Genomic DNA, 15,105 nt, shown 5'->3' on the forward strand with positions numbered 1-15,105 from the left:
GAGCTGGAACTCTGATTATCACGTACATAACGTTATCTGGAGATTCAATTATGTCCAACGAATATAGCACAGCTTTAAAAATGGGTGCAACAGCCCCGTTTATTTTAATCATGGCATTGAGCCGTTTTGAACGCCGCGCCTTTATTGAGGCGGTATCACCTGATTTATCACCGGCACAGAAACATCCGTTACTGAAAGGAGTTTAGTTATGCGAGTAGAAAATAATAATTCAACAACAAACCACCGTGCCATGCTACTGGGTATGGATTCAGCTTTTGCTAAAGCTGTGCCGACAGTGAACACGCACAGTGAAAGCGAGGATGCGGTTTACAGTATGGTGAACTCCATTATGACGCTGGCGATGTTGAATGCAGAGGTACTGCATATCCAGACCTCATATTCACCGCATGTAAAAAAGCTCAATGTGCGTGTGCAGCCTGCCGATTCTGACTATAAAAATCCGAATGTGGTTTTTACTGAGGAGATTTATTTAGATAAACCAACGTCGCTTGAGCAGTTAAAAATATTGGAAGATCTGTTAATTGAACTGGTTGCGGATGCTAAAGATTTAGCAATGGGGGCGGTATGAGATTTGAAAATGTCGCATCGCCGGAAGTGGCAGGCCAGCACCTTACGCAGATCCACGCAATGATGGGCTCACAGAGCACCGTTAATTATGGTGAAAACATGTGGAACTCATTAACCGCAAAAGAGCGGGTCATGTTCTGTAAAGAAGCCGGATTCCACAGCCGGCTTGCTGATAAGCCGTTGTCAGATATGAAGCCAGATACCCGTAAGGCAATTTTTAATACCATCAAACGCATTCAGCGCGCCGCTGGTTTGTTCAGCAAACTGTCATTCAGTGATTTTGGGTAGGTTTCTGTGGCTAAGAAACAGCTTAAAAAACTGGTGTTAAAAGCTCGCCCTGGTGCTTGGGATGATTTACCTGAGCATGAAAAAGCCTATATCTGCAGACAGGGCGATCTACCTAAACATGTGGCGCAGTTACGCGTGAGTGAAATGAGTGTGCCGGTACTGGATAAACTCTATTTCGCTGTGATCTATTTGGCTGACTGTGATGTGAATATTCTCGATGCATTCACAGGCGGTCGCCTTGTATAAACTTGCCTTTCAAGAACTCCCCGAAAAAACATTAGAAAATGCCCACTGTGGAACCCAGAGCCAGTGGAGCATTTGTGAAAAGCATGCCGTTGAAAAACTCAATGCCTGTCTGCCTGTTGAGTTAGCCGCTTCTGTTTATAAGCAGTATGTTCAGAAATGGGATTACCACATGAGCAAAAGCGGTACTGCACGCAGTGCCAACATTTGGTTTCGCAAGGTGGTTGAAACAGTTGAACGTTCAGTTAAAAGCTTTCCTGTTGATCTGCGCTTGTTAGCCAGTGAAACCGGGCGGGAAATGCAGGCGGTGTTTCATGCTGAAGCCTGCCTGCAGACCATGGTTGATATGAAAGGCTCTGGTCTTTCCCACAAAATACGTGTAGAAGCGACTCAGGCGATTGCTGATGAATGGGGTTTTGTCGTGCATTTGCCTGGCCTGCATTTAGAGCAGGAAGTTAATGAAAGTGATGAGGAGTTTGAACTTAGGAAAGTAGAGGTAAAAGCTGAATATCATGTCAGGCGGTTAATTGATGTTAAGTGGTGGAAAAAGAAGATAGAGAATGCATACAGACAGTTTTGCGAACATTGCCAGATAGTACGTGGTTATGTTCGCAAAGGTGTTTCTAACTATGTTAGCCAGCAGGCATTGCGAGATGCGCATGCACGACACGTCGCCAATATGGATATGCTTGAAAGCATGCTTATCCGCAATGATGTGACGGGCGAAGAGCATGAAATGCTTGATATATATAAAGGCTCAATTTCTAACCCCGAACTGCGCCGTCATGATTTAATGGTAAGAATGCGCGGCTTTGAAAACTGGGCGCAGCAGAATAATTTAATCGGCGGGTTTTTTACTATTACCGCCCCCTCGCAATATCACCCCTGCAGAACCAAAGCCAATGGCAAGGTTTCTGACAATCCCAAATACAAAGGCGCCTCACCTAGAGAAACACAAGACTACTTAAATTCAGTCTGGAAACGGGTCCGTACTAAGCTGGGTAATCACGGTATTCAATTAGCCGGCTTTCGAGTGTGTGAACCCCACCATGATGCAGCACCACACTGGCATGCACTTTTCTTCTTTAAACCGGAACAAGAGCAGTTTATCCGCTTTGTTATTTCTGATTATTTCACCCAGGCCGACCGTGAAGAGCTGAATGCAAATAATGATGAGTTTGATGCATGGAATAAGCTGGTTGTAAGAAAAGCATCTAAGGAATATTGGTTTCCAGAGCTAAGTGAATTTGATGAGAAGCTGCTCATTACTCCTCTGACTGAGCGCATAGAGAAACGTGTGAAATATGTGCGTATTGATGAAAAGTTTGGCAGTGCCACTGCTTATATCGCCAAATATATCGCTAAAAATGTGGATGGTTATCAGGTGGAGAATAATGAAGATGGCGAGCCCGCGAACAAGCTGGCCTTTGCTGCCTGTGCGTGGTCAAAGCTGCATCGTATTCGTCAGTTTCAACAGATAGGTGGTCCTCCTGTTACTGTTTACCGTGAATCAAGGCGCCTAGAGCAGGATCCTGTTGTGAAAGCTGCTAAGGAGCAAGCGAAAGAAGCTGGTGAAAAATACACTCCTGAGATTAAAGATTTTTTCACCTTAAAGCGCGAAAAAGATCCGGTAGAGCTGGTGCGCTTTGCTGCCGATGCCGGCAACTGGAGCATGTTTATTGATGCGATGGGCGGACTGCATTGTAAGCGCAGTGACAGGCCTGTGCAGATAGCTTACTGCCCGAAAGTTAATGATAACGGCGAGGCTGTTAAGGTTTTAAAAGGTCTTTCTTGCCGTTCATTAACGATGATTACACATGACGGTAATTGGTCGATAGTGAAGAAAGGGAGTGCGGCACCTCTTGAGAAAAACGACAGTTTTTCCCTTGGAGTTCTGTCAATAACTGTACGCGAACGTCTCGCGGACCCAGATATATTAGGGTTGTGGTCGGAATTTAAACAGAAAGGTGAGCCTGTTTCGGTACCTGATTTTGAACGTTTTTTACTGGGTTCAACCCTGGTTATTGAAACAACCGTTAAGGGGGACATAAAGCGGCAGAGAAAAGCCAAATTGAAGCAGTCATATTTAGATAGAGGCAGTTATTCTGTCGATATTTGGGAAGATGTACGTGATATGTCGTGTTTGTATATTGAGAATTTGATCAATACACCTGCTAATGCACGGAAATTAAAAAGTAATGAATTAGCCCCTGTGCACAGTCGTAAATCAAGGAAAGACCGTATTTATGACATGGTAAAACTAGATGAAGCCTTAGCTGAACGCGGGGATAAGTTGAAACTGTGCTACCGGGATTCAGGCTGGCGTACCAGTTACAGTGCACTGCATAACTATGGCAGTGATTTTAATTGTGCTCCATCAGCAGATTACGAAGCATTGTCTTCAATTGAGGTAAACACTGCCAGCCGTTTAGCCATGGTGAAAGCCTGGGCAGAAAAGCACGGTGTTGAGTTAATTGAAACTAAAGCAGAGGTGAAAGGGGATGAGCGTTGGTAACTAAGATTTAGCGTAATAATTACCCAATAGTGATTATAAAAAATACTAGGGTACGTATTTGAATTTTATTGTATATAGATGAGAACAACATCAAATAAATGTTTGTTTTACATTGTGAGATTGCATTTAAACATTTAATGTTCTCCTCCCAAAAAAGCTGTGTTGTATGCGATTGGTCAAATACATATAAATTATCGCCATGTTCTACTTTGAGCTGCTTCCCACTTTCGATATGGATAAAATTAATTAAGGATAGAAGAATGAAGAAATATTTAATGCTGTTTTTTGTACTGTTGAATCTAACAGCATGTGGAAGTGGTGGAGGAGGTGATAGCTCAGGAAGTGCGACAAGTGCTACAAGTACTACAAGTGGTTATTTAACGTTTACGCCAAGTACTATTACGGAAAATACATATATGGGTGATGCAAAATCCTTTTCTGTTACTGCAAAACTTAATAGTGAAGTTAAAGGATATGTTTATGCTTATGTTATTGACAAAGTCGGGGTAGTTAAGCCAGGTATGAGCCTGATTCAGGTTGGCCCTATGTCATATAAGGTGGATATGGATATATCACAGGACTTGGCTGCTGGAGTTTATACTGGGCGTTTCGAAGTTAAGCTGTGTCGCGATTCAGCCTGTAATTCACCAATTGAGAACTCAACCTCGTTTCTTGATTATAATATAGAAATTTTATCGACCACGAATTTAACTCCCCTTACTTCTTGGGCGAATGTAAATGATTGGGAAACATATCAAGGAAATGCAGCACATACAGGTTATGTACCGGTAACACTTGATGTAGATAAGTTTTCTTTGCGCTGGAGATGGAGTCGAGACGTGCATACTGTAATTAGCCCTACCGTAGTTGCTGATGGTATGGTCTATTTTTCGACTGAAAGTTCGGGTGAGTCTAGCGCTACACTGCATGCCTTGAAAGAAGAAAATGCTAGTGTGCAATGGCAGCATGACTTCGGGAGCATTGGTATATTAAATCCGCCGGCAGTATCTAATGGTAAAGTCTTTGTTGTTGCCGGCGACGCAACCGATTCCGTTGAGTTTCTGTGGGGGTTCGCTGCCGAGACAGGAACAGAACTATTTAACACTGAAACTGTATCTCACTCTTTATCGCAAAGTAATTATGCTCCAACGGTCGATAATGGTGTCGTCTATGCAAATGCTGGTTGGGATGGTTGGACTCGTGGGCTGAATAGCTTCAATGGAGCAAATGGAACTTCTATTTGGTCTACTGATTTGAGTACTAGCTATGAATGGACACCAGCTGTTGATGCCAATAATGCCTATGTTTACGAGGGCAACACTTTCAATGCCTTCAATGAAAAAACGAGTAATGCTGGGTTGGTGATAATCAATAAAAATACTGGTGCGATTGTTAATCGGATTACTGATTCATACTATCCTGCTGAGGAAATTAATCTATCTACTAAAGGATCACCTGTTATCGGTTCTGATAATACAGTTTTTGCTATTAATCAGCCTTCTAACTATAACCCAGCTTTTGGTTCTGATTTTGGTATTAATCAACTGGTAAGCTTTAATACGAAAGACTTGAATGTTAATTGGGCTGTATCTGGTGCTTTTAAAACAAATCCAGTACTTGCAAATAATGTTCTATATACGAGAAATAGTTTAACTTTTCAATTAGAAGCTCGCGATGAATTCAGCGGAGACATATTGTGGACTTGGACACCTCCAGAAATGGCTGAGCTAAGTAGTTTCTTCGGTAATATGATTGTAACAGACAACATTATATTTGTTAGCACAGAGAAACGGGTTTATGCAGTTGATATAAACACGCGCACAACAGTGTGGAGCTATGTAAAACCTGGAAAATTAGCTTTATCAAATAACGGGGTGCTATATATTAATACAAGTACTTCAGATAGATTTCAGTGGAGTAACGGAGGAATAGATGCGATAAATTTGAAATAATTTATTGATATCTAGAATAAAAAAGCCCACAGAATGTGGGTTTTTTTATGTCTGAAACTTAGCAAAATGGAGTAAATGGGTTCAATACTTCTCCTCAACTCTCTTAATTTAATTATTTTAAATAAATCCAGGTATGAATTCTCATCTGCTCTGCGTCACAATTTGGTCGAATAACAACCAGTAAAAATAACTCATTTATTTAATATTAACTACCATTTATCTATGACTATTTTGTGATGTTTGTGAGAAAAAATGATAACTGTGTATGAGTTTGATATAAATCCATTAACAAGTAATTATCTGTCATTGGAATTTAAACCTTTGGTACGAGCCGCTCAATTAACGTCGGATTTAGCAAACCTGGTTGGTGGGAGAGTTGTTAATCCGCACAACCAAGTTATTGCTAGTGTACTAAAAGATATTTCAGATTCTATTGAGCACAGTGGCTCATATTTTGAACATTTGGATTGTAATGAAAGTGAGATAAGAGCAATTTTTAAAGATTATGTAGATGCTGTTTATGATAGAAGTGTTAATAGGCTACTCTATGAACATTTAATTGAAGCGTTGGAAACCCACCGTGAATTGTTTGAATAATAAAAAATTGAGGTAAGGCGACTTTAAAATTATTTGTTGTACAACTGGCAATCTAAATAGATAAGTAGGTTCTTATGAGTAGATGGTATGACAGGTGGCCTCGGTTGGGGAAAAGATTGGATTCATTTAAAGAAATGGACCAGGAAATTAGGGAGCCTATTTTAATCGATATAATAGATTTGGTAGAGCAAGAACAACCAAGCCTTCTTACCACAGAAAAAGCTTTTGACTTTCGTTTCGACTCTTATCGTCTGCGTTGGTATGAGCACGATCCCTATTGTTGGTTTGTATTTAACGTCCTAGAATCAGCCACTCTCGCTACTTTAGAATTAGTAGAAAATTACCTCGAAAATAGATTCTCGTTTGCCGCGTAATAAATAATAAAAATAGTGGATATCCAATAGCTGTTAAAGCATAAGCCAATGATTATAACCTATTGGTTGTCCCAGTTTTTTTGTGATTTTGGATTTTTTTAAACCTTTATTGATCTGGGTTTCTAAAAATACTCACAACTATCATTGAACTACTTTTGTTCCTGCCTCGTTTCGCTTAGTATGCTCCTGCCGAACATTCGGTTATTTAACTTAATTGAAATATGAAATAATAATGTTAGGAATTAAATAACAATGCTGACTGATATCGACATTTCGAATCAAACACCACGAAAGAAGATCACCGATGTTGCCAATCAATTTGGCATTTTAGAGGATGAAATAACCGCATTTGGAGATGCGAAAGCTAAGGTAGAACTTAGCCTACTAGATCGTTTATCAGCCAAGCAGGACGGCAAACTCATTATTGTTACGGCGGTAACGCCAACTCCTTACGGGGAAGGAAAGACAGTCACCACTATAGGCTTGACCCAGGGGCTTGGACATATAGGCAAGAAAGCCTGTGCCTGTATTCGTCAACCTAGCATGGGTCCGGTATTCGGCGTTAAAGGCGGTGCAGCAGGCGGTGGTTACGCACAGGTCGTTCCGATGCAGGAGTTGAATCTGCATTTAACCGGAGATATCCATGCCGTCAGTAGTGCCCACAACCTCGCTTCGGCTGCGCTCGATGCAAGATTATTTCATGAAGACCGGTTAGGTGCTGATGAGTTCACTCGACAATCCGGGCAAGCAGCGCTTAATATCGACCCGCAACATATTCTTTGGCGCCGGGTCGTTGATCATAATGAACGCAGTTTAAGAAGTATCACCGTTGGTTTGGGGCCGGTTAATGGTCCTGTGCATGATTCTGGTTTTGATATTACTGCCGCTTCGGAGTTAATGGCTATTTTAGCATTAAGTCATGATCTGTCTGATATGCGCCAGCGAATTGGCCGTCTGGTATTAGCATTAGATTTTTCAGGTAAGCCGATCACAGCAACCGACCTTGGTGTTGCAGGGGCCATGACTGCCATTATGGCCGAGACAATTAAGCCTACACTAATGCAGACCGTATCAGGCCAGCCTTGTTTTATACATGCAGGACCCTTTGCGAATATTGCGCACGGAAATTCCTCTATTATTGCCGATAAAATTGCACTTAAACTAGCAGACTTTGTTGTTACTGAAGCAGGCTTTGGTTCTGACATGGGGTTTGAAAAGTTCTGTAACATCAAAGTGCGAGAATCAGGTCAAGCACCAAGTGCCGCAGTACTGGTCGTGACTCTTAAAGCCTTGAAGGCCAACAGCGGGATCAATTCAGATGCAGATATTAACGCTCCTGATATGGAGCGTTTGAAAGAAGGTTTCAGTAACCTTAAGTGGCATATTGATAATGTCACCAAATATGGTGTGCCTGTAGTTGTAGCTATTAACCATTTCCCAACCGATACTCAAGAAGAACTTGACTGGCTGCAGCAAGCGGTAATGAATACTGCCGCATTTGGCTGTGAGATCAGTGAAGCATTTACTCAAGGTGCAGCTGGCGCTGAGGCATTAGCAAGAACGGTAGAAGCTGCAACAGAGCAAGCGAGTCAATTCAAGTTTTTATATGATGCTGACGCAAGTATTGCGAGTAAGTTGATGACAATAGCGGAAGTCGGTTATGGTGCCCGCAATGTCAACATGTCAGCTAAAGCAAATGAGCAAATGGAGAAGCTTTCTGCCCTTGGATTTTCTAAGCTTCCGATATGTATAGCTAAAACACCAATGTCAATTAGTCACGATGCCAGCATTAAAGGTATTCCTACTGAATTTAAGCTGCCTATCACTGAGTTCAGGCTTAATGCCGGAGCCGGTTTTATTACTGCTTTAGTCGGTAAGGTCGTAACAATGCCAGGGCTGGGTATTGCTCCTAGTTACCTCAAGATTGACATAGATGACAACGGCCAAGTTACAGGGCTTGATTAGCCATCGAGCCGAGATGAGAACATCTAATACTTGTTAAGTCCAAAAGCCCACACCCGTGGGTTTTTTTATGCCTGTAACCTACCGAAATAAGAAGAAAATCATCCGCATGCTGTATATAATAACAACTGTTGGTTTGAACAGCTTTATTTTCCTTTCCTGCCCGCCATTCGGGGCTTAAATTAATTTTAAATCAACCGATTAAATCATGCTTAAGGGGCTATTTATCCTGAGCCGGTTACTATTAATTTCAAGTAAAAAGGAGTTCATATGCTTGTACGCTGCCCAGAATGTTTATCGAAAGCTCGGATTGCCGCCTCGGAGCAAATTACCAGTAATACCCGCTCATTATACTGCCAGTGTTTGAACCTGAACTGCAGTGCAACTTTCAATGCTTCTCTGTCTTTTGACAAAATTATCCGCTCCCCAAAACAAGGATCGGAAAAACCTGACTTTACGAAGCAACCCGAATTAGTGGCTAACGCAAATCAGATGGACTTAACCCTCGAAGAGCCCGCGCCATGCCTGCCTTAGGACGATCTCAATTAGATCTGTTTTGGATCTTATCTGCTTCGTTATTTTTCGTGTGCAATTTTAGTGCGGAGGGGGAGGTGTGCGAATTCTTTGGGATTTGCTCGCCCTGGTCAGCGCCGCTGAGTGAGGATGATGTACATGTGGGAGCGTAAAGTTAAGACCGCAAAATGGAACGGTGTTGCGTTTAATATTCAACAGACAACATTGGATAACGGCAAGCGTCTGCACGTTGCTGAGTTGCCCTATGCGGATGAACCTCAGATTAAAGTGATGGGCGCGAAGGCGAAGGCCGTCAGTCTGGAAGCTGTGTTTGTCGGCGGCGATTCTTTGATGGATGCGAACGCCTTTGTTGCTGAGCTTGAAGACAGTCCTATCGGTTCACTTGAGCATCCTTATCTGGGCGAGTTGTCACTGGTTTATCAGAGTTCTTCGCAGTCGTTTAGTACTAAGAAAGGACTGGTTACTTTATCGCTTAAGTTCTTAAAGCAGGGTAAGCATGTTGTCTTAACCAGTACGCACCTGGATGAGAAACCCGTCAGCCGGTTAAGTGCGGATGTCATGTCCGCATCAAGCGAGCAGTTTGTGCGTGATGTTGAACAGGCTTCACCTGCACAGATTACTTCTCTGCAGGATGACTTCACCAGTCTGCTGAATACGTTAAAGTCTATTGCGAACCGGGCTACTCAAGGCAGTATGAGGCTGGCGCGCCTACATCATCAGATTCAAGACGGTATCAATGCCGTGAACACCATCATTGATGTACCGGCAGCGTATGCTGCTCATCTTGATGCTGTTATCGACAGCTTAAAAAAGGTGTTGTTTGATGAGAGCAGTGCATCTGAAAACAACAGCTCCGATTCTGCTCAATCGTTGGGTCAAGCATCACCGAATAAGACCACGGTCAGTCAGTCGCTGGCGAATAAAACCGGCATGAGCATGACGCAGTCGGCCTGCACGCTGATGCATAAGTTGATTAAGCCGGGCAGTGTTTCAGCGCATTGCAATATTCAAATTACCGTTGCCATTGTCCTGCTGAGTGAAGAACTGGACCTGTTGGATAAAGAGGAGGTGTTGAGTTTTGATACCTTCACAGACAGTGCGGTTGAAAACGCTGTCGATAACAGCATTGATAAAGCAGCGGTCAGTATTAAAGTGATCAGCAAGTTAATTGACGATCGCCTGCAGGAGGTGACTCAGTCAGCCGATTATGAAAGCCTGCTTTTGGTTGAATCCCTCGATGCCTTGCGTGAATCGGTTATCAAGCAGAGCAATAAAATAAACACCTTACTGCAGTCGGTGAACAGAACTGAGGTTTTCAGCAAACGTCCTCTGCTGTGTATTGCGCAGTCAAAGCAGTGCCGTAGTACTGAGCTGTCTGCACTGAATGCTATCAAACATCCGCTGTTTGTCAGCGGGTTGTTGAGGGTGCCGAATGTCTGAACTAACCCTGTTTATAGACAGCAGGCAAGTGCCTTTTCAAAGTGCTTCGCTGTCTTTTTCACTGGAACGCCTAGCGCATACCTTCAGTGTGACGATTCCTTATATCGAGATTAACCAGCCTTTGCCCGTTGAGTTCAAACTCGACAACCAGGTTATATTCACCGGCAGAATAGACAGTGTCAGTGATGATGTATCGGGCAGTGAGGATAAAGTCAGTATCAGCGGGCGCTCAATTTCCGCGGATTTAATCGACAGCCGTATCAAAATTGATGCGATTTATAACCAGCGTCTGGACCAGCTCCTGGAGAGTATTGTCAGTGACTTCGGCCTGGGCGTTAAAAACAATCTGCCGTCGATGATGCCCTTGCCCCTGGTACCGGAATTTCAAATCAATGCAGAATCGCCGGTGGCTAACCTGGCACAAATCGCTAAGCAGCAGAATCTTATGCTGATTGAACAAAACGGGGTCCTGGTGATTGAACAACCAGGACAATTTACCGAGCGTAATATTAAGTTAGCCATGGGCGAGAATACCCTGAATATAAGTATCAAAAAGAGCTGGGCTGAGCAGTTTTTTCATTATGAAATTCAAGGCGCCTGGGATGGTGCTGAAGCAACAGTATTTAATAAAAGCATTACCCGCTGCCGACAAAAAGTGATTATCGCTGACAAACTTCAGGATGAAGCTTCCTGCCGAACACGGGCTTTGTATGAGCGCAATATGGCCATTGCTAAAGGTCTGCATGTATCGGCGACACTGCCGGGACTGTTTCCGGAGCTGACCGGCTTTGCTTTAAACAAACTTATCAGTGTGCAGAAGCGTCAGTTTAAAGAAAACCTGCTGATTAAAACGGTAAACATCAGCGTCAATGAGTCATCTGAAAAAACCAGTCTTGAACTGTTCAGACCCTTTGGAGCATAAGCCGTGTTTGAAACGATAATGAACCGTCTGAAAAACCTGTTTGGTACTGGTATTTCTACCCGTGTGGAGACCGGGATTGTTCAGCTGAGACTGGCAACGGGTATCACTAATGACCGTATTAAACGGGTGCATAACTACGGTTTTATGAGCCGGCCACTGCCCCAAAGCAAAGCTTATACCCTGTTTGTCGGCGGTGACACTTCGCGCGGTATCGCGGTCTGTATTGAAGACGAACGCCACCAAATGGAGCTTGCTCCCGGTGATGTAGCGATACTCGATGATAAGGGCAACTTAGTGCACTTTAAGGAATCGGGTATCAAGGTGGTGACTAAACAAACGCTGGATATTACGGCTGATAAAGACGTAAAGGTTAAGTGTGTTAACGCCGCTATTGATGCCGATAAAACCACAATTAACAGCGAAACCGAAATTAACGGTAATACGAAGATTAACGGCAATGCCACCATTACCGGTATTTGTGCGGTCGGCGGTTTAGCGAAAGTCGGCGGCGGGGCGGTACCAGCTAAAGGTGGGTTGGAAATGACCGGCGGTGATGTGGTGGTTGACGGTATCAGCACCACGCTGCACACACATAAAGAAAACGGCACGGGCGGCGGTATAACCGGCGGCCCTCAATAATAAGGATTTCCATGAGTCACTTTGAACTAGATGCATTTACCGAGCAGGTAAACAGCCCGAACGGCTTGGAGCATGCAGTGCTGCAGAGCTTATTGAACTGGTCACAGGCACAAAAAAACGACCCGTTAGATGCCGACCAGGATAAACAAGGTTGGTGGGCAGGGGAGTTTATCCAGGCGGTGGGCTGTCGTGACTGGACTTTGGCCCGCGGCAAACAAACGCCCGATACCCTTAACCGTGCTAAGCGTTATACGCGCCAGGCACTGCAGTGGCTGCTCGATGAAAAAACAGCCGTTCATATCGATGTAACAACCTTTTTTGAGAATGAGCGCTTAATTCGTATTATCAATATTACGTTACCCGACAACAGCAAACAGCAGGTTACTCTATGAATCCGACTCCTAGTCTCGCTTCACTCCTTTACCGTGCTAAAAGCACCATCACTAATAAGCTGGGTGTCAGCAATCCGGCCATTGATGCCATTGCTGCTTCCATCGCCGGGGTGAGTTACGGCCAGTATGCTTACCAGGACTACCTGTTTCAGCAGCTTAATCCGGAAACCGCCGATGAAGAGTGGCTGTACCTCTGGGCCAACCGCTTTAAGGTGGAGCGCTTAACCTTTGTGTTTGCGGCCGGTACGGTGAATTTTCAGTTAACCCAGGGCGTGGTGAACATCCCTAAAGGCACGCTGCTGAAAACGGCGGACAACAAAGAGTATCAGGTGACGACTGCAACTAACTCTGACCAGCCGGTGCCGGTGATTTCCCTGGAAACCAGTGTGGCCGGCAACCTGCCAGCCGGCGTTAATCTTTACCTGGTTACCGCTGTTACGGGGTTAAATCCGGATAATATCAGCAGTAATGAAATATCAGGCGGGGCAGATTTAGAAGACGTTGAGCATTGGCGCGAGCGTATTGTTACCGCCTTTAACGATAAGCAGATTGTCGGGCGCCTAGTTGATTATGAGTTCTGGGCCACCTCTGCGCACCCGGATGTAGATTTTGCCTGGGCCCTGGATAATACGCCGATGTTAGGTCATGTCACTGTGTATATCGGCCGGCGTCAAAACAATCCGCTACTATCAGCCGAAATCAAAGCTCAGGTGCAGACTCATATTGATGCCAACAGACTGGCGGGCTGTCATGTGTTTACCAAACAGCCCACCCTTAAACCTGTGCCGGTATCTATATCAGATGTCAGTGATGTAAATACCCGGGCCTCGATTCAAAGCGCACTGCAGGCATTCATCAACAGCCGGTTAGGCAGTCGTGCGGTATTGCGCCCGAATGAACTGTCGCAAGTGATTACCACGGTAACCAGTGAATTCATCCTGGTGCATCCAACATCAGCTATTGAGCTGGAAGAGCATGAACTGCACACATTAGGGGATATCACATGGCTTTAATGGAGCCCGATTATTCTAGCGATGATTTTAAACAGGCGGCTGCCGCGCTACTGCCGCCGGGAGAATACTGGCAGTATTCCCCCGGCGGTACTTTAGACAAACTATTAACCGGCTTAGCCCTTGAGTTTAAAACTACGCACGATGAAACCCAGCAGAATATTTTATATCAGGCAGATAATATCCAAGCCGGTTGGAAGCTGTCCGATTATCAAACACTATTAGACACCCATAAGATTGCCGGCCGCGTTTTTGATAACCACGCCACGCCTAATTATATCTACATTGATGTTGAGCCTAATATGCAGGCCGGTGAATTGATGAAGGAGCTGGAAGATTATCGCCTGCCGCACACCGCCTTTTTATGGACCTTAAAACAGAAGCAATCCCTGCACCTGGGCACTGCCCGTCAAAATGTGAATATTGACCGGCGCGAGGTGACAGCAGACTGCTGGGACTTAGCACAAGCACAGCACTTACATGCGGGAGCCGGCCGTCAGACTGTGCAGATTCACCGCAGAAAAGTGGTGCTGCAGTATTTAGCAGAGCAGCCGGTCATAGACACAGAACGGCAGACGCAATTCATAGCGCACCAGCTGACATTTTCTCTGGTGCAGGGGCGCAGCTGTGTCGTGATTAACAGAACAACCATGAGGGCGATTTAATGTCATTGACCGTTACACAAGCAGGGCTGAACAATGCAGTGCAGGCCAGTGCAAAAGGTATCAGTTTACAAATAACCCATGTTGCATTAGGTACTCGGGGTTACGTACCGCACCGAAATATGACGGCACTGCAGCATGAAATCATCCGAGTGCCGATTGCCGGCGGTGCTAATGTGGCCGGTAATCAGGTTCACCTCACGGCGTTATTTGATAGTGATGTGGAAATCACCGCCTATGAGATTGGTTTTTTCTTAGCAGACGGCACCTTGTTTGCAGTGGACAGTCACCCGAGCGATGTGCTGGTTTACAAACATCAAAGCGCCAAGGTCGTTGAAGCCTTTGATTTGATTTTAGATGCCGTGCCGCCGGGCAGTATCACCGTAAATACAACGGGGGATATAAATCTCTATTACGCCGAATCATTTGCCGTTATGGCCGCTGCACAAATTAATAATATGCGTCGCTCGGTACGTGCCTTTATGCGTACCTGCGACTTTACTCATTTAACAGAGGACTTTTAATTATGTCGTTAGAGCAAGCGATAGGCGAGCTGGTTAAATCCAATGATGCCATGGCGCAGTCGATGGAGAAGAAGGCGGGAGAGATTAACAATGCTTTGTCACAGCAAGAGCTGAAGGTGGCTGACTATTTAGCTGGTGCCCGGCTCGAAGCGCCATTTTATCGACTGACTAAAAATCAGTATGGGAATTTAGCCGACGGTCTTCTTGAACACTACAGCATCAACAATGCTTTCCCGATTACATTTGAAGTTCATCGAACAATTACTTCCGGGGTTAACTGGGCATTACGAGATGCCGAAGAGCAGGAGATTTTGACTGCGATGGGGCTTGGCGGCGGACAAAGCTTCATTCCAAGTATTCCAATTATCAAAATGTCGTGGAGTGGATATACAGGTGTTTTCCCAGGTAATCATACCTTTTATCAGCTCGTGCCAGGCTCTGTGAGCTCAACAACAGCGTGTTA

General features: G+C 44.5%; 18 protein-coding genes. All 18 read left to right on the forward strand.

Going from position 1 to position 15,105, the window contains the following annotated elements:
* Nucleotides 1-50 precede the first annotated feature (50 nt).
* Nucleotides 51-206, forward strand: a complete 156-nt coding sequence (locus G337_RS28905) for a hypothetical protein (RefSeq protein WP_169719628.1) — start codon at nt 51-53, stop codon at nt 204-206.
* Nucleotides 207-208: 2 nt separating this feature from the next.
* Nucleotides 209-589, forward strand: a complete 381-nt coding sequence (locus G337_RS0113120) for a hypothetical protein (protein WP_028864296.1) — start codon at nt 209-211, stop codon at nt 587-589.
* Nucleotides 586-876 carry a hypothetical protein gene (locus tag G337_RS0113125; protein ID WP_028864297.1) on the forward strand — a complete coding sequence of 97 codons (291 nt, stop codon included), beginning with the start codon at nt 586-588 and terminating at the stop codon, nt 874-876. The genes G337_RS0113120 and G337_RS0113125 overlap by 4 nt, the downstream gene beginning before the upstream one ends.
* Before the next feature lie 6 nt (nt 877-882).
* Entirely contained in the window at nt 883-1,122 is a 240-nt protein-coding gene (locus G337_RS0113130; protein WP_028864298.1) for a hypothetical protein, read from the forward strand.
* A complete protein-coding gene (locus G337_RS27735; RefSeq protein ID WP_028864299.1) occupies nt 1,115-3,634 on the forward strand; it encodes a replication endonuclease in 2,520 nt (839 codons plus the stop codon). The genes G337_RS0113130 and G337_RS27735 overlap by 8 nt, the downstream gene beginning before the upstream one ends.
* A gap of 260 nt (nt 3,635-3,894) precedes the next feature.
* A complete protein-coding gene (locus G337_RS0113140; RefSeq protein ID WP_028864300.1) occupies nt 3,895-5,586 on the forward strand; it encodes an outer membrane protein assembly factor BamB family protein in 1,692 nt (563 codons plus the stop codon).
* Between the two features lie 261 nt (nt 5,587-5,847).
* Nucleotides 5,848-6,183 (forward strand): hypothetical protein, encoded by a 336-nt coding sequence (locus tag G337_RS0113145; RefSeq protein WP_157619310.1) that lies wholly within the window; start codon nt 5,848-5,850, stop codon nt 6,181-6,183.
* A 116-nt stretch (nt 6,184-6,299) separates the two neighbouring features.
* A complete protein-coding gene (locus tag G337_RS0113150) occupies nt 6,300-6,557 on the forward strand; it encodes a hypothetical protein (RefSeq protein WP_245597662.1) in 258 nt (85 codons plus the stop codon).
* Between the two features lie 252 nt (nt 6,558-6,809).
* Nucleotides 6,810-8,522: a formate--tetrahydrofolate ligase gene (locus G337_RS0113155; protein WP_028864303.1), complete on the forward strand. Its 1,713-nt coding sequence runs from the start codon at nt 6,810-6,812 to the stop codon at nt 8,520-8,522.
* A gap of 267 nt (nt 8,523-8,789) precedes the next feature.
* Complete coding sequence (locus tag G337_RS29575; RefSeq protein ID WP_028864304.1) at nt 8,790-9,053, forward strand: Ogr/Delta-like zinc finger protein; 264 nt, start codon at nt 8,790-8,792, stop codon at nt 9,051-9,053.
* Between the two features lie 138 nt (nt 9,054-9,191).
* On the forward strand, nt 9,192-10,493 hold the full coding sequence (locus tag G337_RS0113165) for a DNA circularization N-terminal domain-containing protein (RefSeq protein ID WP_028864305.1): 1,302 nt from the start codon (nt 9,192-9,194) through the stop codon (nt 10,491-10,493).
* Nucleotides 10,486-11,415 (forward strand): hypothetical protein, encoded by a 930-nt coding sequence (locus G337_RS0113170; RefSeq protein WP_028864306.1) that lies wholly within the window; start codon nt 10,486-10,488, stop codon nt 11,413-11,415. The genes G337_RS0113165 and G337_RS0113170 overlap by 8 nt, the downstream gene beginning before the upstream one ends.
* A 3-nt stretch (nt 11,416-11,418) precedes the next feature.
* Nucleotides 11,419-12,054: a phage baseplate assembly protein V gene (locus tag G337_RS26255; RefSeq protein WP_211235807.1), complete on the forward strand. Its 636-nt coding sequence runs from the start codon at nt 11,419-11,421 to the stop codon at nt 12,052-12,054.
* 11 nt (nt 12,055-12,065) lie between these two features.
* The gene (locus G337_RS0113180) at nt 12,066-12,446 is read left to right on the forward strand and encodes a phage GP46 family protein (RefSeq protein WP_028864307.1); all 381 of its coding nucleotides are present in this window, start codon (nt 12,066-12,068) and stop codon (nt 12,444-12,446) included.
* The gene (locus G337_RS0113185; protein ID WP_028864308.1) at nt 12,443-13,459 is read left to right on the forward strand and encodes a baseplate J/gp47 family protein; all 1,017 of its coding nucleotides are present in this window, start codon (nt 12,443-12,445) and stop codon (nt 13,457-13,459) included. Before G337_RS0113180 ends, G337_RS0113185 begins: the two co-directional genes overlap by 4 nt.
* Complete coding sequence (locus G337_RS27740) at nt 13,450-14,121, forward strand: hypothetical protein (RefSeq protein WP_051303249.1); 672 nt, start codon at nt 13,450-13,452, stop codon at nt 14,119-14,121. Before G337_RS0113185 ends, G337_RS27740 begins: the two co-directional genes overlap by 10 nt.
* The gene (locus G337_RS26265) at nt 14,121-14,642 is read left to right on the forward strand and encodes a phage tail-collar fiber domain-containing protein (protein ID WP_051303251.1); all 522 of its coding nucleotides are present in this window, start codon (nt 14,121-14,123) and stop codon (nt 14,640-14,642) included. The genes G337_RS27740 and G337_RS26265 overlap by 1 nt, the downstream gene beginning before the upstream one ends.
* A gap of 2 nt (nt 14,643-14,644) precedes the next feature.
* The coding region (locus G337_RS0113200) for a hypothetical protein (RefSeq protein WP_028864309.1) at nt 14,645-15,105 on the forward strand (461 nt) is incomplete at its 3' end.

Source organism: Psychromonas aquimarina ATCC BAA-1526 (assembly GCF_000428725.1).
GTDB lineage: Bacteria > Pseudomonadota > Gammaproteobacteria > Enterobacterales > Psychromonadaceae > Psychromonas > Psychromonas aquimarina.

Coding starts and splice junctions, on each gene's coding strand:
- G337_RS0113155 (WP_028864303.1), top strand. CDS start 6,810: ATGCTGACTGATATCGACATTTCGAATCAAACACCACGAAAGAAGATC.
- G337_RS0113165 (WP_028864305.1), top strand. CDS start 9,192: ATGTGGGAGCGTAAAGTTAAGACCGCAAAATGGAACGGTGTTGCGTTT.
- G337_RS27740 (WP_051303249.1), top strand. CDS start 13,450: ATGGCTTTAATGGAGCCCGATTATTCTAGCGATGATTTTAAACAGGCG.
- G337_RS26265 (WP_051303251.1), top strand. CDS start 14,121: ATGTCATTGACCGTTACACAAGCAGGGCTGAACAATGCAGTGCAGGCC.
- G337_RS0113170 (WP_028864306.1), top strand. CDS start 10,486: ATGTCTGAACTAACCCTGTTTATAGACAGCAGGCAAGTGCCTTTTCAA.
- G337_RS0113125 (WP_028864297.1), top strand. CDS start 586: ATGAGATTTGAAAATGTCGCATCGCCGGAAGTGGCAGGCCAGCACCTT.
- G337_RS29575 (WP_028864304.1), top strand. CDS start 8,790: ATGCTTGTACGCTGCCCAGAATGTTTATCGAAAGCTCGGATTGCCGCC.
- G337_RS0113140 (WP_028864300.1), top strand. CDS start 3,895: ATGAAGAAATATTTAATGCTGTTTTTTGTACTGTTGAATCTAACAGCA.
- G337_RS0113180 (WP_028864307.1), top strand. CDS start 12,066: ATGAGTCACTTTGAACTAGATGCATTTACCGAGCAGGTAAACAGCCCG.
- G337_RS0113120 (WP_028864296.1), top strand. CDS start 209: ATGCGAGTAGAAAATAATAATTCAACAACAAACCACCGTGCCATGCTA.
- G337_RS28905 (WP_169719628.1), top strand. CDS start 51: ATGTCCAACGAATATAGCACAGCTTTAAAAATGGGTGCAACAGCCCCG.
- G337_RS0113185 (WP_028864308.1), top strand. CDS start 12,443: ATGAATCCGACTCCTAGTCTCGCTTCACTCCTTTACCGTGCTAAAAGC.